The following is a 20,213-nucleotide window of genomic DNA, read 5'->3' as shown; positions in this document are numbered from 1 at the left end:
GGCGGGCACAACACTTAGAATGGGTCCATCGTCCCCAACGCGCGCCTCGCCGCCGCATGCCGCCATGATTGCCGACCCGCTTTTCCGCTTCCTGCACGTTGCCGGCGTTGCCGTCTGGGTGGGCGGCATGTTCTTCGCCTACCTGTGCCTGCGGCCGGTGGCCGGCACCGTGCTGGAACCGCCGCCGCGGCTGCGGCTCTGGCGCGGCGTGTTTGCCCGCTTCTTCCCGTGGGTATGGGCGGCGGTGATCGCGATCCTGCTGAGCGGTGCGGCGATGATGGCGGCAGTGGGCATGTCCGCTGCCCCACGCAACTGGCACCTGATGATGGGCGTCGGCCTCGTCATGACGGTGATTTTCTGCTACGTGTGGTTTGGGCCGTATCGCGTGCTGGGCCGGGCCGTGGATGCCCAGGACTGGCCGGCCGCCGGTGCCGCGCTGAACCGCATCCGGCAGGCGGTGGGGACCAACCTGGTGCTCGGGCTGGTCAATATCGCCGTGGCCACGCTGGGGCGCTGGCTGGCCTGAGCGGCCCGATGCCCCGGCATGGCCCTGAATCATCGCGTCACCACCTGGCAATGGGAGAGCCGTTATGCGCGTCATCGCATGTCTTGCCGTCCTTGGCCTTGCAATGGCGGGCGCACCGGCCCGCGCCGAGCAAGGCAATGGCCTGAGCGCTGAATATGAACGCTGCATGGCCAAGGCCATCTCGACTGCCGACATCCTCGGCTGCGCTGCGGTCGAAACACGGGTCCAGGACGTGGCGCTGAACAGCGCCTATCAAGGCTTGCTGCGGCGGCTGGAAGCGCCGCGCACCGGCCAGTTGCGGGTGGCGCAGCGTGCCTGGCTGGAATTCCGCCAGGCCAATTGCGCCTATGTGGCCAATCCGGCCGGCGGCACGGCCGCGCGCGTGGCCGGAGCGACCTGCATGGCCCGCATGAGCGCCGCGCGGGTGCGCGAATTGCGTGACTTCGCCACCGAGGCCGCCGCCCGGTGAGCGGGCGAGCCATGTGCTAGAGTTCCCAGACACCTGTGCAGCGGCACGTCTCACCAGGAGATGGATCATGGCAAGTGAATCACGGAACAACCTTAAGGCTTTTGTGCAAACCGCGCCCCAGGCGGGGCGCTATGTGTGGGTCATCGCGCTGGTGGACTTTGGCGCGCAGCAGATCCGGCGCGCCATCGTCTCGGACGACACCTTCACCACCTCGGATGCCGCGCGGGTAGCGGGCGAGGCCCAGCTCAAGGCGATGGCCGAAGACCACTAGGCTGGGGCCAGTGTTGCGCGCCGGCATCTTTGTGATCAACGGATACCGTTTCTTACATTGCGCCGGGATCGGTGCGCGCTAGACTGTGGGCATGTTCCTCCACAAGAAAGGACTCCCATGACACATCGCGCGCTCCGGCCGGCCAAGGTCCTCCTGCTGGCGGCCCTGCTGGGTTCCGGCCTGACGTTCAGTGCGGCGTCGATGGCCCAGGTGTCGGTCAATATTGCCATCGGCGTACCACCGCCGGCCCCGATCTACGAGGTCGTGCCCGCACCGCGCTCCGGCTATGTCTGGATGCCGGGCTACTGGGACTGGGATGATCACCACCACAAGCACGCCTGGAAGAAGGGGCGCTGGGAACGTGAACGCCCCGGCTATATCTATGAGTCGCCGCGCTGGATCCAGTCGCGCGACGGCTGGGTGCTGGTGCCGGGTCGCTGGGACCAGGGCGGGTACAAGGACAAGGGGCAGAAGGATAAGGGCCACAAGGACAAGGGCTATCACTGCCCACCCGGCCACGCCAAGAAGGGCGAGTGCTGAGGTGCCGGCCACCGGGCGCAGCACGGTGACGCCGGGTGGCCTTGCCATGCTACGATCGCCGCCATGACAGCCGCGCCCACGCGGCACATCGGCGGCGGATACCGGAGGTAGCAATGGCAAAGCACGTTTTCACGCGCGCGCAGTATCTCGACATCCTCAATGACAGCCTGCGCAAGCATCCCGGCTGGCAGCCCGGCATGGCCTTTGTGTTCCTGCCGCCTGGCGCCGATGCCAGCCAGGCCACGGCCGTGGGCTGCACCGGGCCGATGGAGGCCATTCCTGTCTATGCGGAAATCCAGCGCGTGGCTGCCGAACTGATCGAAGTCGGCAACGAATAGCGGCGCCGGTCGCGTTGCGGCCGGTGGGTGCCGCGAGTGCGTACAATACCGGCCTCTACAGACTTTCGGATAATGCCGTGAAGAAAACGGACCTGGAAAAAAACAAGGGCCTGAAGATCGCCAACAGCCTGAAGCAGGCTTCGGCGGGCCGGGGTATTCCCGGCGGCGCTGCGCGCCCGGACCGGCGCGAACAGCGCCGGCTGGACCAGGAGCAAGGTCTGGTGCCCTTTGCGTGCAAGCTGGACGGCACGCTGGTCAAGCGCCTGCAAGCGCTTGCCGTGGATCACCCGGGTGGCATGACCGGGCTGCTCAATGAGCTGCTGGCGGGCGCGTTGCCGCCGGAGCAGGGCCAGAGCTGAAATATGGTGGCCGCGCCCGCGGCCACCTGCCTGACCCCATCAGGTCGCGAGCGGGTCAGTCCTCTTCTTCGTCAAGGAATTCGCGGCGCAGCATCCAGTTGGCGATGGCTTCGTCGCAGATGCGCTTGAATTTCTGCTTGTCCGGCATCTTGTCGAACAGCTGGAAATTGACCAGCGCCATGCCGGCATCGGTGATATAGAACATCCGGCTCGGATCGTCTTCATGGACGATGCGGCCATCGATGGCGTCTTCCTCGCTTTCCGCCGGCATGTCTTCTAGCTCGACCACGCGGCAGGTGAAGCGCGGGCTGCGGGTATGGGTCAGATACTCGAACTCGTCGTGCATGACCTCGCCGCCTTTGCCTGCGATAACGGCGAAGCCCCAGATAAAGCGGGGCATCGGCAGATCGGACAGATCTTCAATCTCGTCCATGGTGTTCTCCCTGATTCAATCCCCGCATTATCGCCCGGAACGCCGCCACCTCAAACGTTGACGTGGCGCTTAGGGCTTTGCCTGGCAGTTGGCCAGCGCCGGCGCGGCGTTTTCGGCCTGCATCAGGTCGCGCAGCGTGCCTTCCTCGCCCTTGGTCCACCATTCGTAGCGGCCGCCGACATAGCGCGCGCCGGAGGCCGACACGGTGCTGACCGCCAGCACGGGCTTGCCATCGATGCGGAACACCGCCGCCTGGTTGTCCGGACTGTTGAAATAGCGCACGGAAAGCGTCTTGCCGCCGTCGCACTGGTAGCGCACGGCGCGCACGTCCGGGAAGCGCACGCCGTCGATGCCGGGCGCACGGGCGGCGTGTGCCGCGGCGCATGCGCCGAGGGTTGCGAGCAGGGCCACGGCGCGGGCGCAGGACAGGATCGGGCGAGTGGTCATGGCTTTGCCTTGGTCGATGGGTGGATTGTCAGCCAGTTGAGAGGGGCGGCGCCGGCGTCCGGGTCAGCCGAGCATGTAGCCGGCGGCGAGCGTGCGGAAACTCTCGATTTCGCGCGCCTGCCAGGCCTCGTCCTCGCCGAGTTCCTCGGCCAGGATAGCGGCCACGGCCGGCGCGGCGTCCACGGCGGCGCGCGCGTCCAGGAACAGCGCGCGGTTGCGGCGGGCCAGCACGTCCTCGACCCGGCGCGCCAGTTCGTGCCGGGCCGCAAAGCGCACGTGCGCTTCGGTCAGGCCTGACGCCGGTGCCAGCATGCGGTCATATCCGGGCAGCGCGCGCAGCAGGTCCAGCTCATTGCCGTAGTAGCGGTCCGGCGAGCCTGAATCCGGCGGCGGCAGCCCGGCCGGCAGCCCCGCCGCGCCGTGCAGGGGCAGCTCGGCGGTCACGCACGGGGCCGCGCGCACCATCTGGCGCTGGATCGCGGTCTCGATCACGTCTTCAGCCATCTTGCGGTAAGTGGTCCACTTGCCGCCGGTGACGGTGATCAGCCCGGCCTTGGACACCAGGATCGTATGCTCGCGCGACAGCGACGCGGTAGAGGCCTCGCCGGTGGCCCGCACCAGCGGCCGCAGGCCGGCCCAGACACTGGTGACGTCGGCGCGGGTCGGGTCCCTGGCGAGGTAGCGCGACGCGGTTTCCAGGATGAAGTCGACGTCGTCGGCGCCGGCGTCTGGTTCCAGCGGCAGGTCGCGGCGCGGGGTGTCGGTGGTGCCGACGATGGTGTGGCCGTTCCAGGGCACCACGAACAGCACCCGGCCGTCGTCGGTCTTGGGGATCAGGATGGCGCGCTCGCCCGGCAGGAAGCTGCGCGGCAGCGTCAGGTGCACGCCCTGGCTGGGCGCGACCATGGCGCGCGCGTGGCCGTCTTCCATCTGCCGGATCGCATCGACCCACACGCCGGTGGCGTTGATCACGCAGTCGGCGCGCAGGTGGAAGGTGGCGTCGCCCAGCACATCCTGCACGGTCACGCCGCTGATCACGCCGCCTTGCTGGCTCAGGCCCGTCACGCGCATGTAGTTGAGCGCGGTGCCGCCCACGTCGAACAGCGTGCGCATCAGCGCCACCGCCAGCCGCGCATCGTCGAACTGGCCGTCGAAATACAGGTTGCCGCCGCGCAGCGGACGCCCGCCGACGTGCTCGGCCAGGTTGGGCGCCGCGGCTAGCACCTCGCGGTGGTTCAGCCAGCGGCTGCCGGCCAGGTTGAGGTCGCCGGCCAGCATGTCGTAGACCTTGAGGCCGATGCCGTAGAAGGGCTGGTCGAACAGCTGGTAGGCCGGCACCACGAAGCCCAGCGGCCACACCAGGTGCGGCGCGTTGCGCGCCAGCAGGCCGCGCTCGTGCAGGGCCTCGCGCACCAGGCTGATATTGCCCTGGGCCAGGTAGCGCACGCCGCCATGCACCAGCTTGGTGGCCTTGCTGGAGGTGCCCTTGGCAAAATCCGCGGCTTCGACCAGCAGCGTGCGGTAGCCGCGCGAGGCGGCGTCGACTGCGGTGCCCAGGCCGGTGGCGCCGCCGCCGATGACGATCACATCCCAGCGCGGCTCGCGCTCCAGGGTGGCGAGCAGGGCGGCGCGGTCGGGGGGCTGGATCGGGGTGGAGACTCTCTGCATGACGCTTTTCTTGGGGGTGTGTTCGGGGTGGGCCGGCGCTCAGGCGTGGCTGCCGCTGGCTTCGTCCTCGCGCGCCCAGTCGCGCGCGCGGTCGACTGCGCGATGCCAGCGCGCCAGCCGGTGGCCGCGCGCGTCAGCCGACAGGTTCGGCTCAAAGCGCCGCTCCACCTGCCATTGCTGCGCGATCTCCGCCGGATCGCTCCAGTAACCGGTGGCAAGTCCCGCCAAGTAGGCGGCGCCCAGCGCGGTGGTTTCGGTCACGCGCGGGCGGACCACCGGGGTGCCGAGCAGGTCGGCCTGCATCTGCATCAGCAGGTCGCTGCGCGAGGCGCCACCGTCCACGCGCAGTTCGGCCAGCGAGATGCCGGCATCCTTCTGCATGGCTTCCAGCACGTCGACGCTCTGCAGCGCGATCGATTCCAGCGCCGCGCGCGCGATCTGCGGCCGGCCGGTGCCGCGCGTCATGCCAACCAGCGTGCCGCGTGCAAACGGGTCCCAGTGCGGCGCGCCCAGGCCGGCAAAGGCGGGCACCAGCACCACGCCGCCGGTGTCGTCGCACTGGCGCGCCAGCGGCTCGATCTCGGGAGCGCTATTGATGATCTTGAGGCCGTCGCGCAGCCACTGGATGGTGGCGCCGCCCATGAACACGCCGCCTTCCAGGCAATATTGCGTCTGGCCGCGGATCTGCCAGCCGATCGTGGTCAGCAGCCGGTTGTGCGACGTGACCGGCTGCGAGCCGGTATTCATCAGCAGGAAGCAGCCGGTGCCGTAGGTGTTCTTGGCCATGCCCGGCGACAGGCAGGCCTGGCCGAAGGTGGCGGCCTGCTGGTCGCCGGCGATGCCGGCAATGGGGATCTGCATGCCGAACAGCCGCGCCGAGGTGCGCGCCACCTCGCCGCTGGACGCCACCACCTCGGGCAGCAGCGCGTGCGGGATGTCCAGCAGCGCCAGCAGCGCATCGTCCCACTCGAAGTTGTGGATATTGAACAGCATGGTGCGCGAGGCATTTGACACATCGGTGACATGGCGCGCGCCGTCGGTCAACTGCCAGATCAGCCAGCTGTCGACGGTGCCGAAGGCCAGCTCGCCGCGCTGGGCGCGTTCGCGCGCGCCTTCGATGTTGTCGAGCATCCAGCGCAGCTTGGTGCCGGAGAAGTAGGCATCGATGATCAGGCCGGTCTTGTCGCGGAACAGCTCGCCGTGGCCGGCGGCCTGCAGCGCCTCGCACATGGGCGCGGTGCGGCGGTCCTGCCAGACCAGCGCGCGCCCGACCGGCTCGCCGGTCTTGCGGTCCCACAGCACAGTGGTCTCGCGCTGGTTGGTGATGCCGATGGCGCGCACCTGCGCGGCCGAGATGCCGGCATCGGACAGCACCGCGTGCGCCACCGCCAGCTGCGATTGCCAGATCTCGTAGGGGTCGTGCTCGACATGGCCGGGATGTGGGTAATATTGGCGGAACTCGCGCTGCGCGAGCCGCACCACATTGCCGGCATGGTCGAACAGGATGGCCCGCGAGCTGCTGGTGCCCTGGTCGAGCGCCAGCACATATTGCGGCTCGGTGGGAAGCTGGGACGATGCAGGGCGCTGGGCCTGCGCGGCTGGCTGGTTCATGCGTTCAATCCTGACAATGACAAAGCACGCCGGCCCGGCCGGCGCATGGATTCCTGATGGCTGAAACGTCTTCCTTGCCACCCGCGGACGCCGCGGGCAACTTCGCCGCCGATCCCGCCGCGCAGATCGCCGCCTCGCTGGCGGCGCGCAGCGGCTTCGACGCCGCCGCCAAGCTGCGCCTGATGGCGGCAGGCCAGCAGGTTGGCTGGCTGCCGCGTGCCCATGCGGCAATCTTGCGCGGCATGGGCGCCATCCTCGGCCCGGACGAGCGCCTGGCCGATGGCACCACGGCGGCAGAACTGCTGCCCGGGCGCAATGACTTCGACGCGCGCAGCGCCGCGCTGCAGGCGCTGGCCCGCCAGCTGGCCGATGCCGGCCATGTGCGCGGCTGGCGTGACGAACTGTTCGCGGTCACCCCTGCGCTGGACGCGCCCGCACTTACCGTGGTGGAGCGCGCGGCGGCGCGCTTTCTCGGGCTGCTGACCTTTGCCTCGCACATGAACGGCATTGTGGATGGCGATGTCGACGGCGGTCCCGCCCTGTGGATCTCGCGGCGCAGCCCGGCCAAGTCGGTCGACCCCGGCATGTGGGACAACCTGGTCGCCGGCGGCATGCCGCACGGCAGCGATCCGCTGGCGACGCTGGTGCGCGAATGCGAGGAAGAATCCGGCATCCCGCCCGCGCTGGCGCAGGGCGCGCAGGCCCACGGCATGATCGAGGTGCTGCGCGACCTGCCCGAAGGCGTACAGTGGGAGCAGGTCTACGTCTACGACCTGCTGCTGCCGCCCGGCTTCACGCCGCGCAACCAGGATGGCGAGGTCAGCGAGCACCGGCGCGTCGATGTGGCCGCATTGCTTGCTATCATGTCGGCCGGCGCCATGACGGTTGATGCGACACTGGTGACGCTGGATGCCCTTGGGCGGCGCGGCTGGCTCGGTCCTGACCATCGCGCCTGAGCCGTCGCCGCGGGTTCCGCCTGTGCCGGTCTTGCCGACCGCGCTGACCTGATTTTTCCGGCCTTGCGCCGCGCCACTCCGACAGAACAACACACCATGAGCAACACCGGATTCATCCTGACCCTCTCGTGCCCCGACCAGCCGGGCATCGTCCATGCCGTCTCGGGCCTGCTGTTCCAGCACGGCTGCAATATCGTCGATTCCGACCAGTACGGTGACGAGTACGCCGGCCGCTTCTTCATGCGCGTGCATTTCACGCCGGCCGCCGGCGGCCCGGACCTGGACACGCTGAAGGCCGCGTTCGCGCCGGTGGGCGACCAGTTCGGCATGCAGTGGGAGCTGAACGACGCCGCGGTCAAGCCGCGCGTGATGATCATGGTGTCCAAGATCGGCCACTGCCTGAACGACCTGCTGTTCCGCGCCAAGGTGGGCGGCCTGCCGGTCGAGATCGCGGCCATCGTCTCGAACCACCGCGACTTCTACCAGCTGGCGGCATCGTATGACGTGCCGTTCTTCCACCTGCCGCTGATGAACGCCTCGGCCGAGCAGAAGGCAGCGCAGGAAGCGCGCGTGTTCGACGTGGTGCAGGAGCAGAAGATCGACCTGGTGGTGCTGGCGCGCTACATGCAGGTGCTGTCCGATGACCTGTGCCGCAAGCTGGCCGGCCGCGCGATCAATATCCACCACTCGTTCCTGCCCAGCTTCAAGGGCGCCAAGCCGTACTACCAGGCGCATGAGCGCGGCGTGAAGCTGATCGGCGCGACCGCGCACTACGTCACCGCCGACCTGGACGAAGGCCCGATCATCGAGCAGGAGATCGAGCGCGTGGACCACAGCATGGACCCGGAGCAACTGACCGCCGTCGGCCGCGACGTGGAATGCGTGGCACTGGCGCGCGCGGTCAAGTGGCATGCCGAACACCGTATCCTGCTGAACGGCCACAAGACCGTGGTGTTCAAGTAATTCTCTGCCCGACCCTCGGTGTTCTCCCCTCTCCCGCTTGCGGGAGAGGGGCCGGGGGAGAGGGCTGGCCTGTCGCAAGAGCGAGGCGCCGGGCATCACCGCCAGCAAGGCAGCGTCAAGCCGGTCCCCGGCGCGCTCACTCTCGCTCCGCCACCACACACTTCACCCCACTGTCGGCCACGATCTGGTCGAACGGCGCTGCCAGCGGCTCGTCGGTAAAGAGCCGGTCGACCTGCGACACATGCGCCAGCTCCACCATCGCCTGGCGATTGAACTTGCTGGCGTCCGCCGCCAGCCACACCTCGCGTGAATGCTCGATGATGGTCCGCGCCACCTTGACCTCGCGGAAATCGTAGTCGCGCAGCGTGCCGTCGGTCTCGATGCCCGAGATGCCGATCAGCCCGATATCCACCTTGAACTGGCGGATGAACTCCACCGTGGCCTCGCCCACGATGCCGCGGTCGCGTGAGCGCAGCACGCCGCCGGCGACGATGACCTCGCAATCGGGGTTGTCGGCAAGGATATTGGCCACGTTCAGGTTGTTGGTGATCACGCGCAGCCCGCGGTGGTGCATCAGTTCGCGCGCTATCTCTTCCACCGTGGTGCCGATGTTCAGGATCAGCGAGCAGCCCTCGGGCACCGCAGCGGCCACCGCGCGCGCGATGCGCGCCTTGCCCTCGGCGTTGAGCACCTGCCGCTGCCGGTAGGCGATGTTCTCGGTGGTGGAGCCCTCCACCCGCACCCCGCCATGGAAGCGCGCCAGCATGCCGTTCCCGGCCAGCAGGTTGACATCGCGGCGCACCGTCTGGAGCGTGACGCCGAATTTGCGCGCAAGTTCGTCGATGGAGGCAAAGCCCTGGGTGCGGACTTCTTCGAGCAGGGCCGTCTGGCGGGGATTCAGGGTCATGCCGGGATTCTAGTTCAAACAGAAACGAAAACAAATGATGCAGTGCACTATTGTTTTGCGTTCGTTTTGTTGCTAAAACGAACGTCAAGCCAAGACTTTTGTGCCTGCATCGCGCGCCAAAGCTGTGCTGCGGGAAGCATATCGAACATGGAGACCGGATGCAGCTACGTTTGGAAGGCGTCGCACAGCAGGCAGGTTCGCAGGCGTATCTCTTTCCGATGACGCTCGCGCCGGTTCCGGGCGCGGTGACCATCCTGCTGGGCGCGACGCAGGCGGGCAAGACCTCGCTGATGCGGCTGATGGCCGGGCTGGACCGGCCCAGCGCCGGCCGCGTGCTGGTCGACGGCCAAGACGTGACCGGCATGCCGGTGCGCGAGCGCAATGTATCGATGGTCTACCAGCAGTTCATCAACTACCCGTCGCTCAAGGTTTTCGACAACATCGCCTCGCCGCTGCGGCTGCTGCGCAAGGCGCCGGCCGCAGAGATTGCCGCGCGCGTGCGCGAGCTGGCCGGGCGGCTGCATATCGACCACCTGCTGGACCGCTATCCGTCCGAGCTCTCCGGCGGGCAGCAGCAGCGCGTGGCACTGGCGCGTGCGCTGGCCAAGGAGGCGCCGCTGATGCTGCTGGACGAGCCGCTGGTCAACCTTGACTACAAGCTGCGCGAAGAACTGCGCGAGGAACTGGCGCAGCTGTTCGCGCATGGCGACGCCACCGTGGTCTATGCCACCACCGAGCCCGGCGAAGCGCTGCTGCTGGGCGGCCATACCGCGGTGCTGGACGCCGGCGAACTGCTGCAGTACGGCCCCACGCCCCAGGTCTTCCACTACCCCGATTCGCTGCGCGTGGCGCGCGCTTTCAACGATCCGCCGATGAACCTGGTCGAGGGCCGGCTGCAGGGCGGCCGGGTCACGCTGGCCGGCGACATCTCAGTGCCGGTGCCCGGCGCGGGCGGGCACGACGGCCCGGTCACGGTGGGGGTACGCGCGTCGGCATTGCGCCTGGCCGGTGAGCCGGGCGCGGTGGCGGTGCCGGGGCGCGTGGCGCTGGCCGAGCTGTCCGGCTCGGACACCTTCGTCCACGCCGATACCCCGGTGGGCAACCTGGTGGCGCAGTTCGCCGGCGTGCTCGACCTGGCGCTGGGCGAGCCCGTGTCACTGCACCTGCTGCCCGAGCAGATCTATCTGTTCGACGCCGACGGGCGCCGCATCCATGCGCCGCGCCGGCCGGGCGGGCTGGCGGCGGACGTGCCCGGCGGCGCGGCCGCGGCTGCCGGGGCAGGGGCCTGAGATGGCGCGCATCGACCTGGACCTGGCGCACTCCTATGTGCCAAATCCGCGTACCGACGAGGACTACGCGCTGCTGCCGCTGCAATTCACGTTCGAAGACGGCGGCGCCTATGCGCTGCTGGGCCCGTCCGGCTGCGGCAAGACCACGCTGCTGAACTGCATTTCCGGGCTGCTGCGGCCCTCGCACGGCACCATCGCCTTCGATGGCCGCGACGTGACCGCCGCCACGCCGCAGGCGCGCAATATCGCCCAGGTGTTCCAGTTCCCGGTGATCTACGACACCATGACCGTCGGCGAGAACCTGGCCTTCCCGCTGCGCAACCGCGGCGTGCCGGAAGCCCAGGTGCGCGAGCGGGTAGGGCGCGTGGCCGAGATGCTGGACCTGTCGGCCACGCTCGATCGCCGCGCCAGCGGCCTGGCCGCGGACGCCAAGCAGAAGATCTCGCTGGGGCGCGGGCTGGTGCGCCAGGACGTGTCGGCCATCCTCTTCGACGAGCCGCTGACGGTGATCGACCCGCAGCTCAAATGGCAGCTGCGGCGCAAGCTCAAGGAAATCCACCACGAATTCCGCCTGACGCTGATCTACGTGACGCACGACCAGACCGAGGCGCTGACCTTTGCCGACCAGGTGGTGGTGATGTCGCGCGGCAAGGCGGTGCAGGTGGGGCCGGCGGATGCGCTGTTCGAGCGTCCCGCGCATACCTTCGTCGGGCATTTCATCGGCTCGCCGGGCATGAATTTCCTGACCGGGCAGTGGCGCGACGGCGCGATCGAGCTGGCGGGTCGCCGCTACATGCCGGAGTTGTCGCCGTCAGTTGAAGCGGCGCTGCGCGAGGCCGGCAGCTTCCGCATCGGCGTGCGGCCCGAGTACCTGCGCCTGGCGCCGGAGAGCGACGCGCAGGCGGTGCCGGTGCGGGTCGAGCGCGCGCAGGACATCGGCACTTACTGGCTGCTGACCGGCGGAGTGCAGGAGGCGGGCGCACTGGCCGGTACGCTGCGCGCGCGGCTGGGTATCGAGGCGGCCGATCTGCGCCTGGGCGACACGGCCTGGCTGTCGGTGTTCAACCGCCATACCTGCTACTACGTCAACGAGGAACTGGTGCCATGAAGCCCGTCAACCAGAAGGCCTGGCTGCTGGTGTTGCCGGTGGTGGTGTGCGTGGCGTTCTCCGCGATCCTGCCGCTGATGACCATCGTCAACTATTCGGTGCAGGACATCATCTCGCCCGAGCGGCGCGTCTTTGTCGGCACCGAATGGTTCCGCACCGTGTTGCGCGATGGCGAGCTGCACGACGCGCTGCTGCGCCAGCTGGGCTTCTCGCTGGCGGTGCTGCTGGTGGAGATCCCGCTCGGCATCCTGCTGGCGCTGTCGATGCCGGCCAGGGGCTGGAAGGCATCGACGGTGCTGGTGATCATCGCGCTGTCGCTGCTGATCCCGTGGAACGTGGTCGGCACCATCTGGCAGATCTTCGGGCGCACCGATATCGGCCTGCTCGGTGCCGCTCTCGAGGCGTTGGGGTTCGACTACAACTACACCGGCAGCGCTTTCGATGCCTGGGTCACGGTGCTGGTGATGGACGTCTGGCACTGGACGCCGCTGGTGGCGCTGCTGTGCTACGCCGGACTGCGCGCCATCCCCGACGCCTACTACCAGGCCGCGCAGATCGACGGCGCCTCGCGCCTGGCGGTGTTCCGCTATATCCAGCTGCCCAAGCTGCGCGGCGTGCTGATGATCGCGGTGCTGCTGCGCTTCATGGACAGCTTCATGATCTATACCGAGCCGTTCGTGCTGACCGGCGGCGGCCCCGGCAACGCCACCACCTTCCTGTCGCAGTACCTGACGCAGAAGGCCGTGGGCCAGTTCGACCTGGGCCCGGCGGCAGCGTTTTCCATCGTCTATTTCCTGATCATCCTGCTCATGTGCTTCATCCTCTATAACTGGATGCAGCGCGCGGGCACCGCCGGCAGCGAGGACATGCCCCATGGCTGAGATACGCCCCCCCGCCAACCGCGCCACCTGGTGGCGCGCCGGCTTCCTGCTGGTCTACCTGCTGTTCGCCATCGTGCCGATCTACTGGATGGTGAACATGTCGTTCAAGACCAACGAGGAGATCGTCTCCACGCTGTCGCTGTGGCCCGCGGAATTCACGCTGCAGCATTACAAGACCATCTTCACCGACCCGTCCTGGTATTCGGGCTACGTCAACTCGATGATCTACGTGGCGATGAACACGGTGATCTCGATCAGCGTGGCGTTGCCGGCCGCCTATGCCTTTTCGCGCTACCAGTTCATCGGCGACAAGCATGTGTTCTTCTGGCTGCTGACCAACCGCATGACGCCGCCCGCGGTGTTCCTGCTGCCGTTCTTCCAGCTCTACAGCACCATCGGGCTGATGGATACCCACCTGGGCGTGGCGCTGGCGCACCTGGTCTTCAACGTGCCGCTGGCGGTGTGGATCCTGGAGGGCTTCATGTCGGGCGTGCCGCGCGAGATCGACGAGACCGCGTATGTCGACGGCTACTCGTTCCCGCGCTTCTTCCTGACCATCTTCCTGCCGCTGATCAAGGCCGGCGTGGGCGTGGCGGCGTTCTTCTGCTTCATGTTCAGCTGGGTCGAGCTGCTGCTGGCGCGCACGCTGACCTCGGTCAATGCCAAGCCCATCGTCGCCACCATGACGCGCACGGTGTCGGCATCGGGCATGGACTGGGGCGTGCTGGCCGCGGCCGGCGTGCTGACCATCGTGCCCGGCGGCATCGTGATCTGGTTCGTGCGGCATTACATCGCGAAGGGCTTCGCGATGGGTCGCGTGTAAGCGCGCGGCGCAACCCTGATCACAACACAAGGAGACGGCGCAATGCTGAGCTGGATGGTCTGGACGATACCGGTGGCGGTGTTCTTCGGCTGCATCGTAGTCATGCTGATCACCATGACTATCTGGGAAATACGCGCGCCGTCGGTGCTGCGCAAGGGCTTCCTGCCGATCGCGACCACGCGTGGCGACCGCTTGTTTATCGGGCTGATGTGCGCCGCCTGGGTCAACCTGGCGTGGGTGGGACTGGGCGAGAAAGTCACCGCTTGGCTGTCGCTGCCCGAAGAGCCGTCGGTCTGGATCAGCTTCGGGGTATCGATGCTGGTGCTGGCGCTGATCATGCGCAAGGGCTAGCCGTTTATTCGCAGGCATCAGGGTTGGATGGAAGGTTTGCGGCTTATCCCTGCCCCGGGGCCGCCACCACGACCACAGCCGGGGAGGGGAAATCTTGAGGAGACACTGATGAAAGTGCACGTGAAGTTGGGGATGTCAGCCCTTGCCTGCGCGGCTGCGCTGGCTTGTGGGTCCGCCTCGGCGGGCGAGGCTGAGGCCAAGAAGTGGATCGACAATGAATTCCAGCCCTCGTCGCTGGCCAAGGACAAGCAGCAGGCCGAAATGAAGTGGTTCATCGACGCCGCCGCCAAGCTCAAGGCCAGGGGGGTCACGCAGATCAGCGTCGTGTCCGAAACCATTACCACGCACGAGTACGAGTCCAAGACGCTGGCCAAGGCGTTCGAGGAGATTACCGGCATCAAGGTCAAGCACGACCTGATCCAGGAAGGCGATGTGGTCGAGAAGCTGCAGACCTCAATGCAGTCCGGCAAGTCGATCTACGACGGCTGGATCTCTGACTCGGACCTGATCGGCACGCACTACCGCTACGGCTCGATCTTGCCGCTGACCGACTATATGAACGGCGCCGGCAAGGAGTGGACCAACCCCGGGCTGGATGTGAAGGACTTTATCGGCACCAAGTTCACCACCGCGCCGGACGGCAAGCTGTACCAGCTGCCCGACCAGCAGTTTGCCAACCTGTACTGGTTCCGCGCCGACTGGTTCGCGCGCAAGGACCTGCAGGACAAGTTCAAGGCCAAGTACGGCTACGACCTGGGTGTGCCGACCAACTGGTCAGCCTATGAGGACATCGCCAACTTCTTCACCAACGACGTGAAGGAGCTCGACGGCAAGAAGGTCTACGGGCACATGGACTACGGCAAGAAGGATCCGTCGCTGGGCTGGCGCTTCACCGACGCCTGGCTGTCGATGGCCGGCACCGCCGACAAGGGCCTTCCCAACGGCATGCCGGTGGACGAGTGGGGCATCCGCGTGGCCGAGGACAAGTGCACGCCGGTCGGCGCCTCGGTGTCGCGCGGCGGTGCCACCAACAGCCCGGCGGCGGTCTATGCGCTGACCAAGTACATCGACTGGATGAAGAAGTACGCGCCGCCGCAGGCGATGGGCATGACCTTCTCCGAGGCCGGCCCGGTCCCCGCGCAAGGCCAGGTGGCGCAGCAGATCTTCTGGTACACCGCCTTCACCGCGGACATGACCAAGAAGGGCCTGCCGGTGGTCAACGCCGACGGCTCGCCCAAGTGGCGCATGGCGCCGTCGCCGTACGGCCCGTACTGGAAGCAGGGCATGCAGAACGGCTACCAGGACGTGGGCTCCTGGACCTTCTTCAAGAACACCGATCCCAACAAGCTGGCGGGCGCCTGGCTGTATGCGCAGTTCGTGACATCCAAGACGGTCTCGCTGAAGAAGTCGCTGACCGGGCTGACCTTTATCCGCGACAGCGACATCCACCACGACTACCTGACCAGGAACGCGGCCAAGTACGGTGGGCTGATCGAGTTCTACCGCAGCCCCGCGCGCGTGGCGTGGACGCCGACCGGCACCAACGTCCCCGACTATCCGAAGCTGGCCCAGCTGTGGTGGAAGAACGTGGCCACCGCGGTGACCGGCGAGAAGACGCCGCAAGCCGCCATGGACACGCTGGCCGAAGAGATGGACCAGGTCATGGCGCGGCTGCAACGCGCCGGCATGAGCAACTGCGCGCCCAGGCTCAACCCGAAGGGAGACCCGGGCAAGTGGCTGTCGAACGACCATGCGCCGTGGCAGAAGCTGGCCAACGAAAAGCCGAAGGGCGAGACCATTCCTTACGACAAGCTGCTGCAGGCGTGGAAGGAAGGGAAGGTGCGCTGAGGCGTTTGAGGCTGCCGGCAATGAATGAATGCCGCTGGTTTGCTCCCCTCTCCCGCTTGCGGGAGAGGGGGCACTCAACAGGTCATTCGGCCCTGACTTCGGCGCTCGCTCTCTACGTGGCCAAGTCCGATGTTTCCGAGTGGGGCTCGTCCGCCACTGACTGCACCGCATAACGCGCCTTCCCATGCCGCTTGGCCTCATACAGCGCTATGTCGGCGTGCATGAACAGCTCGCTCGCGGTCATGGCATGGCGCGCGTCATGGATGGCCGAGCCGACGCTGGCCGAGGCCGCCAGCGTGTGGCCATCGATCACGAAGGGCATGCGCGCGGCCTGCACTATGGTGTTGGCGATGGATGCCATGGCCTGGCGGTCGGCAACGCCGTCCAGGATTACCGCAAACTCATCGCCGCCGATGCGCGCGACCGCGTCGCCCTTGCGCACGCAGGCGCGCAGCCGCTGCGCAAAGGCGACCAGCAACTCGTCGCCCACCGGATGGCCAAAGCTGTCGTTGACGCCCTTGAAGTCGTCCAGGTCCACCAGCAGCAGCGCCAGCGAGCGCCCGTCGGCGCTGGCGCGGGCCATGCATTCGGCCAGGCGCCGGTCGAAACCCTTGCGGTTGAGCAGGCCGGTGAGGTAGTCGGAGATGGTCTGCGCTTCCAGGCTGCGCAGTTTTTCGCGCTCATGGGTGACATTGCGCCCGAACATGTGCAGGCCGATGACGGTATCCTGCACATCGTTCCAGGCCGGCTGGCAGGTGATCTCCATGCATTCGGTGCCATCAGCGCTTTCACGGGTGAACGTCACCGCGCGCCCGGCGCAGGCCTGCTCCAGGTACGGCTGGCAGGCCAGGTATTCCTGCGTGCCCCACAGTTCGCGCAGCGACAGCCCCACGATCTGCTGCGCCGGCACGCCATAGCGCTGCGCATAGGCCTGGTTGACGAAGACGTAGCGCTGCTGCATGTCGATGAACGAGACAAAGTCCGGCACATGGTTGGCGATCGCCTCGATGCGCTTCTCGCTTTCGGCGGCGCGGTCCTTGGCCGCTTTCAGCGCGGCTTCGCGCTCCGACAGCTGCGCCACCACCTCGGCGAAGGTCGCGGCCAGTTCGCCGATCTCGTCGGCGCGGCCGACGGGCAGGTCCGCCACCGCGGCCGGGTTGGTGCCGATCTGGCGCACGGCGCGGTGCAGCCGCTGCAGCGGTTCAAGCAGGCGGCGCATGACCAGCCACATCATCGCGGCGGCAAGCAGCATGGTGATGGCGCCGATGACCAGGGTCCGTTGGCGCACCGCGAGCAGCGGCGCGTAGGCTTCGGCTGCCGGCAGGACCGCCACCAACTCCCAGCCGTTGGATGCCAGCAGATGGCGCGCCACGATCGGCTGCGTCGGCGTCAGGACTTCCAGGAAGGCGGGGGCGTGATCGGCGCCGCAGGCTTCGCCGATCGCGCGTGCGGGGCTCAGCACGCGGGCAGCGTCCGGGTGCATTGCATAGCGGGGATTGGTGCCGGCGGAAACCAGGCAGAAGCTGCCGGTAGTGCCCACGCGGCTGTGCGCAAGCTCGCGCAGGAAGTTGCTGTCCGAGAGGTTCAGGACGCCCCCGACCACGCCGCGCAGCTCGCCACCCGGCCCGTGCAGCGGCACTGCCAGCACTACGCCGGGGGCATTGGTCTGCTTGCCCTGGATCAGGTCCGACACCGCGAACGCCTGGCCCTGCTGGATATCGCGGAAATAGTCGCGGTCGTCCACGCGCAGGCGCACGCCATCCGGCACGGCGGTGCTGAACACCAGGTGCCCGTCGGGCGCGGCCAGGAAGACGGCGTTGAAAGTCTCGGGCATTTCCACCATGCCCTCCACGGCCCGGCGCAGTTCGGCCGGCTTTGCCGAAAGCATGGGGGAGAGCTGGCTTGCCACGCGCCGCAGGACGGTGGCGCGGCCCTGCAGCTTTTCATCGAGCTGCTCGGCCACCATCTTGACCAGCGTGTCCTGCTGCGTCTGCTGCAAGTTCTTCAGGCCGTCGTAGGCGTAGTACTGCGCGTAGAGCGCGCGCAGCACGATGATCAGCGTCACCACACCCGCCGTGGCGAACGCCATCCGGTACTTCAAAGAGTGCTGCATGATTGACTTATTTCTTGTGCGCACTGACCCGTATCCTCGTCCCGGCGCATTGTGTTGCCGACCCGAGATCCTGTCCGGGACGTGAAATCAAGATTAGCAGATGTCAAGATGAAATTCGCAACTGTTTGCAACAGCGCGCCAGGGTGCCAGCGCAACGTGCCGGCCGCGCTACAGGGAAGGGCCTGGCCGGTGGCGAGATCGCCACGCGCACTCATGCACCGATTCCGCCTTGGCAGTAGCATGCGGGATGGCCCGCGATGTGGCGGGCCCGTCTCGCGGTTCCTGATTGCCCGTTCCTGATTCCTTTCCAGCCCAAACGCCAATGACTACACCGACTACGCTGCTCGACCTGGCCGGCGCCAGCCGCACCCCTTCCGCCTGGGAAGCCGCCGTCCTGATCCTGATCGACCATCAACGCGAATACGTCGACGGCCGCCTGCCGCTGGCCGGCATGCCCGCGGCCGTGGCTGCCTGCGCGCAACTGCTGGCGCTGGCGCGCCGCCACGGCACGCCGGTAATCCATGTCGCGCACCACGGCCGGCCGGGTAGCATGGCGTTCGATCCGACCGGGCCGTATGCCGCCTTCATTGAAGGGGTGGGGCCGCAGGCCGGTGAGATTACCGTCACCAAGGGCTTGCCCAACAGCTTCGCCGGCACCACCCTGGCCGACGAACTGGCCAGGCTCGGCCGCAAGGAGCTGATCGTGGCCGGCTTCCAGACGCATATGTGCGTAAGCGCCACGGTGCGCTCGGCGCTCGACCACGGCTATCGCAGCACCGTCGTGGCCGCGGCCTGCGCCACGCGCGACCTGCCTGACCCGCTGGGCGGGCCCGCCGTGCCTGCGGCCGATCTCCACCGCAGCACGCTGGCCGCGTTGAACGACCGCTTCGCCACGGTCGTCGCGGACGCAGGGGCCTGGCACGGCTAACCAGCGACAGGCCAGGTGCGCACGCGCAGCACGGTATGGTCGCGCGGGCGCAGCGTCAATTCCAGTGCGGTCGGCACGCCCCGCCTCGTGATCGGCGCGACAAAGCGTGCCATTTCCGCTGCTGCAGCGAGGCGCGTGCCGCAGCGCATCGCCAGCCGCAGGATATGCAGCGGCACGAACCGCTCCGGCTCCTGCATGTCCGCCAGCGCGGCCAGCGTGAAATGCAGTGGCTGCCGAGCCAGTGCGATGAAGCGCCCGCGCAGCCGCGCCAGCGTCGCCGCGGGCGCCGCCAGTCCTTCGCCCTCGGCGCCGCTGCGCGTCATGCCGCGCACACGCGGCTGCCACAGCGTGCCGGCAACCAGCAGCGGTGCGCGCCCCGCGCCAGCTTCATCCACGCATGCATCCAGCGCCACGACACGGCCCGTCAGGTCATAGGTGGAAGCCACCGAGGCAAAGCTGCGGTGGTAGCCGATGATGCAATCCATGTCTTCGTCATAGACCGGCAGCGCATCACGCGGCACGCGCGCCTGGCGCATCTCGAACCAGCCGGCACTGACCGGGTTGCGGCCGGTCCAGGGCAGGGCGAGTTCTGTTTCGGTCGCGGTGGGGAGGCAGGGGGACGGCAAGTCGTGCTCCGGTGCAGGTCGGAGCAGTCAAGGTAGCCGGCGAGTGAGTGGGCGGATATGAGATAAGCCTTGTCGCCGGCAACGGAAAGGTTGCGTCGCGACGTGGCTGGGGCCTAGAAGCTCACGCCCAGCGAAAGGATCGCGACCTGGTCCGTCGAGCCCGGGTTGAACCAGTAGAAGCCCGCCGTGAACCTGCGCACCGTGACCTGGAAAAAGCCGCCTCGCTGGAGTTCGCGGCCTCCCCCGTAGATCCGGGTACGTTGCGCGACCAGGCCCAGCCTCAGCCATTCGACCGGGCGGAAGCCAAGTTCGCTCCAGGCGTAGAGATAGCCCGGCTCTTCGCCGCGCGCATCCAGGTATTCGGCTTCGATGTAGTAGTCGAACTTGCTCACTGCGACGCTGGCCTCGATTCCGCCGATCAGGCCGTGGGTGGAGCCTCCCACGAAGCCAACGATGGGGGTCGCCTTGAACTGGATGGTTTCGCCGCCCGAGAAGGTCCAGCCGATGAAGGCTGACTGCGAGTGGACTGCCTCGTAGTTGCTTCTTGCCTCGAGGTGAAGCTGCTTCCTTTCGGCGATGAAGATGCCGGAGAGGTAGTCGCCGCTCTGGCGCGGCATGTTCCAGTAGCCTGTTGCCGAGAAGGTCCAGGGCGAGCCGGCCGCCTGCCCGGCGGCATCCGGCGCGGGCTGGGGCGGCTCCTGTGCCTGGACCGTGCCCGCGCCAAGGGCGGCGGCAAGCAGCAGGATCGCGCCTCGCAT

The 20,213-nt window shown here is 67.6% G+C and carries 23 protein-coding genes; 15 read left to right on the top strand and 8 right to left on the bottom strand.

The annotated features are described in order from the left end of the window. Positions 1-64 precede the first annotated feature (64 nt). The 6 genes from C265_RS23950 (at position 65) to C265_RS23925 (ending at position 2,503) form a co-directional block, all read left to right on the top strand. Positions 65-526, top strand: a complete 462-nt coding sequence (locus tag C265_RS23950) for a CopD family protein (protein WP_010814359.1) — start codon at positions 65-67, stop codon at positions 524-526. A gap of 64 nt (positions 527-590) precedes the next feature. Next, entirely contained in the window at positions 591-995 is a 405-nt protein-coding gene (locus C265_RS23945; RefSeq protein WP_010814358.1) for a lysozyme inhibitor LprI family protein, read from the top strand. 67 nt (positions 996-1,062) lie between these two features. After that, positions 1,063-1,266: a hypothetical protein gene (locus C265_RS23940; RefSeq protein WP_010814357.1), complete on the top strand. Its 204-nt coding sequence runs from the start codon at positions 1,063-1,065 to the stop codon at positions 1,264-1,266. Positions 1,267-1,383: 117 nt separating this feature from the next. Beyond that, positions 1,384-1,806 (top strand): YXWGXW repeat-containing protein, encoded by a 423-nt coding sequence (locus C265_RS23935; RefSeq protein ID WP_010814356.1) that lies wholly within the window; start codon positions 1,384-1,386, stop codon positions 1,804-1,806. Between the two features lie 113 nt (positions 1,807-1,919). Continuing rightward, positions 1,920-2,144, top strand: coding sequence for a hypothetical protein (locus C265_RS23930; protein ID WP_010814355.1), 225 nt, complete (start codon positions 1,920-1,922; stop codon positions 2,142-2,144). A gap of 77 nt (positions 2,145-2,221) precedes the next feature. Continuing rightward, positions 2,222-2,503, top strand: a complete 282-nt coding sequence (locus C265_RS23925) for a hypothetical protein (RefSeq protein ID WP_010814354.1) — start codon at positions 2,222-2,224, stop codon at positions 2,501-2,503. 55 nt (positions 2,504-2,558) lie between these two features. Here C265_RS23925 and C265_RS23920 read toward each other — a convergent pair whose 3' ends face one another. The 4 genes from C265_RS23920 to glpK form a co-directional block, all read right to left on the bottom strand. Further along, positions 2,559-2,936: a hypothetical protein gene (locus tag C265_RS23920; RefSeq protein WP_010814353.1), complete on the bottom strand. Its 378-nt coding sequence runs from the start codon at positions 2,934-2,936 to the stop codon at positions 2,559-2,561. Between the two features lie 69 nt (positions 2,937-3,005). Beyond that, positions 3,006-3,383: an MliC family protein gene (locus C265_RS23915; RefSeq protein ID WP_010814352.1), complete on the bottom strand. Its 378-nt coding sequence runs from the start codon at positions 3,381-3,383 to the stop codon at positions 3,006-3,008. A 63-nt stretch (positions 3,384-3,446) separates the two neighbouring features. After that, a complete protein-coding gene (locus C265_RS23910) occupies positions 3,447-5,051 on the bottom strand; it encodes a glycerol-3-phosphate dehydrogenase/oxidase (RefSeq protein WP_010814351.1) in 1,605 nt (534 codons plus the stop codon). Between the two features lie 39 nt (positions 5,052-5,090). Then, positions 5,091-6,662: a glycerol kinase GlpK gene (gene glpK, locus C265_RS23905; protein ID WP_010814350.1), complete on the bottom strand. Its 1,572-nt coding sequence runs from the start codon at positions 6,660-6,662 to the stop codon at positions 5,091-5,093. 56 nt (positions 6,663-6,718) lie between these two features. On the opposite strand from glpK, the gene C265_RS23900 reads away from it, so the two are divergent. Next, on the top strand, positions 6,719-7,618 hold the full coding sequence (locus C265_RS23900; protein WP_037025178.1) for an NUDIX hydrolase family protein: 900 nt from the start codon (positions 6,719-6,721) through the stop codon (positions 7,616-7,618). 96 nt (positions 7,619-7,714) lie between these two features. Next, positions 7,715-8,581: a formyltetrahydrofolate deformylase gene (purU, locus tag C265_RS23895; RefSeq protein ID WP_010814348.1), complete on the top strand. Its 867-nt coding sequence runs from the start codon at positions 7,715-7,717 to the stop codon at positions 8,579-8,581. A gap of 136 nt (positions 8,582-8,717) precedes the next feature. Here purU and C265_RS23890 read toward each other — a convergent pair whose 3' ends face one another. Then, positions 8,718-9,488: a DeoR/GlpR family DNA-binding transcription regulator gene (locus tag C265_RS23890; RefSeq protein WP_010814347.1), complete on the bottom strand. Its 771-nt coding sequence runs from the start codon at positions 9,486-9,488 to the stop codon at positions 8,718-8,720. 158 nt (positions 9,489-9,646) lie between these two features. On the opposite strand from C265_RS23890, the gene C265_RS23885 reads away from it, so the two are divergent. From C265_RS23885 to C265_RS23860, 6 genes are all read left to right on the top strand, one after another. Further along, positions 9,647-10,777: an ABC transporter ATP-binding protein gene (locus C265_RS23885; protein WP_037025177.1), complete on the top strand. Its 1,131-nt coding sequence runs from the start codon at positions 9,647-9,649 to the stop codon at positions 10,775-10,777. 1 nt (position 10,778) lies between these two features. Next, positions 10,779-11,885, top strand: a complete 1,107-nt coding sequence (locus C265_RS23880; protein WP_010814345.1) for an ABC transporter ATP-binding protein — start codon at positions 10,779-10,781, stop codon at positions 11,883-11,885. Beyond that, complete coding sequence (locus tag C265_RS23875) at positions 11,882-12,766, top strand: carbohydrate ABC transporter permease (protein WP_010814344.1); 885 nt, start codon at positions 11,882-11,884, stop codon at positions 12,764-12,766. The genes C265_RS23880 and C265_RS23875 overlap by 4 nt, the downstream gene beginning before the upstream one ends. Then, positions 12,759-13,589, top strand: a complete 831-nt coding sequence (locus C265_RS23870; protein WP_010814343.1) for a carbohydrate ABC transporter permease — start codon at positions 12,759-12,761, stop codon at positions 13,587-13,589. Before C265_RS23875 ends, C265_RS23870 begins: the two co-directional genes overlap by 8 nt. A 42-nt stretch (positions 13,590-13,631) precedes the next feature. Then, positions 13,632-13,940, top strand: a complete 309-nt coding sequence (locus tag C265_RS23865) for a DUF2160 domain-containing protein (protein ID WP_010814342.1) — start codon at positions 13,632-13,634, stop codon at positions 13,938-13,940. Between the two features lie 120 nt (positions 13,941-14,060). After that, positions 14,061-15,788, top strand: a complete 1,728-nt coding sequence (locus C265_RS23860; protein WP_037025189.1) for an ABC transporter substrate-binding protein — start codon at positions 14,061-14,063, stop codon at positions 15,786-15,788. Between the two features lie 112 nt (positions 15,789-15,900). On the opposite strand, the gene C265_RS23855 is transcribed toward C265_RS23860, so the two are convergent. After that, positions 15,901-17,901, bottom strand: coding sequence for a diguanylate cyclase domain-containing protein (locus tag C265_RS23855; RefSeq protein WP_246840247.1), 2,001 nt, complete (start codon positions 17,899-17,901; stop codon positions 15,901-15,903). 322 nt (positions 17,902-18,223) lie between these two features. Between C265_RS23855 and C265_RS23850 the strand changes: the two genes are divergently transcribed. Continuing rightward, the gene (locus C265_RS23850; protein ID WP_010814339.1) at positions 18,224-18,829 is read left to right on the top strand and encodes a cysteine hydrolase family protein; all 606 of its coding nucleotides are present in this window, start codon (positions 18,224-18,226) and stop codon (positions 18,827-18,829) included. Here C265_RS23850 and C265_RS23845 read toward each other — a convergent pair. Next, entirely contained in the window at positions 18,826-19,455 is a 630-nt protein-coding gene (locus C265_RS23845; protein ID WP_010814338.1) for a hypothetical protein, read from the bottom strand. The genes C265_RS23850 and C265_RS23845 overlap by 4 nt on opposite strands. A 113-nt stretch (positions 19,456-19,568) precedes the next feature. After that, complete coding sequence (locus tag C265_RS23840; RefSeq protein ID WP_010814337.1) at positions 19,569-20,213, bottom strand: hypothetical protein; 645 nt, start codon at positions 20,211-20,213, stop codon at positions 19,569-19,571.

Origin of the sequence: Cupriavidus sp. GA3-3, from assembly GCF_000389805.1 — a bacterium.
In the GTDB taxonomy this organism is placed as follows: Bacteria; Pseudomonadota; Gammaproteobacteria; order Burkholderiales; family Burkholderiaceae; genus Cupriavidus; species Cupriavidus necator_D.
The sequence above is the reverse complement of the archived record's forward strand: the minus strand, read 5'-3'. Positions and strand labels throughout refer to the sequence as shown.

Bases quoted from the DNA above. Each gene is read 5' to 3' on its own strand.
- purU (WP_010814348.1), top strand. From the start codon at position 7,715: ATGAGCAACACCGGATTCATCCTGACCCTCTCGTGCCCCGACCAGCCG.
- C265_RS23935 (WP_010814356.1), top strand. From the start codon at position 1,384: ATGACACATCGCGCGCTCCGGCCGGCCAAGGTCCTCCTGCTGGCGGCC.
- C265_RS23950 (WP_010814359.1), top strand. From the start codon at position 65: ATGATTGCCGACCCGCTTTTCCGCTTCCTGCACGTTGCCGGCGTTGCC.
- C265_RS23910 (WP_010814351.1), bottom strand. From the start codon at position 5,051: ATGCAGAGAGTCTCCACCCCGATCCAGCCCCCCGACCGCGCCGCCCTG.
- C265_RS23840 (WP_010814337.1), bottom strand. From the start codon at position 20,213: ATGCGAGGCGCGATCCTGCTGCTTGCCGCCGCCCTTGGCGCGGGCACG.
- C265_RS23870 (WP_010814343.1), top strand. From the start codon at position 12,759: ATGGCTGAGATACGCCCCCCCGCCAACCGCGCCACCTGGTGGCGCGCC.
- C265_RS23880 (WP_010814345.1), top strand. From the start codon at position 10,779: ATGGCGCGCATCGACCTGGACCTGGCGCACTCCTATGTGCCAAATCCG.
- C265_RS23865 (WP_010814342.1), top strand. From the start codon at position 13,632: ATGCTGAGCTGGATGGTCTGGACGATACCGGTGGCGGTGTTCTTCGGC.
- glpK (WP_010814350.1), bottom strand. From the start codon at position 6,662: ATGAACCAGCCAGCCGCGCAGGCCCAGCGCCCTGCATCGTCCCAGCTT.
- C265_RS23920 (WP_010814353.1), bottom strand. From the start codon at position 2,936: ATGGACGAGATTGAAGATCTGTCCGATCTGCCGATGCCCCGCTTTATC.
- C265_RS23850 (WP_010814339.1), top strand. From the start codon at position 18,224: ATGACTACACCGACTACGCTGCTCGACCTGGCCGGCGCCAGCCGCACC.
- C265_RS23890 (WP_010814347.1), bottom strand. From the start codon at position 9,488: ATGACCCTGAATCCCCGCCAGACGGCCCTGCTCGAAGAAGTCCGCACC.
- C265_RS23875 (WP_010814344.1), top strand. From the start codon at position 11,882: ATGAAGCCCGTCAACCAGAAGGCCTGGCTGCTGGTGTTGCCGGTGGTG.
- C265_RS23945 (WP_010814358.1), top strand. From the start codon at position 591: ATGCGCGTCATCGCATGTCTTGCCGTCCTTGGCCTTGCAATGGCGGGC.
- C265_RS23930 (WP_010814355.1), top strand. From the start codon at position 1,920: ATGGCAAAGCACGTTTTCACGCGCGCGCAGTATCTCGACATCCTCAAT.
- C265_RS23915 (WP_010814352.1), bottom strand. From the start codon at position 3,383: ATGACCACTCGCCCGATCCTGTCCTGCGCCCGCGCCGTGGCCCTGCTC.
- C265_RS23900 (WP_037025178.1), top strand. From the start codon at position 6,719: ATGGCTGAAACGTCTTCCTTGCCACCCGCGGACGCCGCGGGCAACTTC.
- C265_RS23885 (WP_037025177.1), top strand. From the start codon at position 9,647: ATGCAGCTACGTTTGGAAGGCGTCGCACAGCAGGCAGGTTCGCAGGCG.
- C265_RS23855 (WP_246840247.1), bottom strand. From the start codon at position 17,901: ATGCAGCACTCTTTGAAGTACCGGATGGCGTTCGCCACGGCGGGTGTG.
- C265_RS23940 (WP_010814357.1), top strand. From the start codon at position 1,063: ATGGCAAGTGAATCACGGAACAACCTTAAGGCTTTTGTGCAAACCGCG.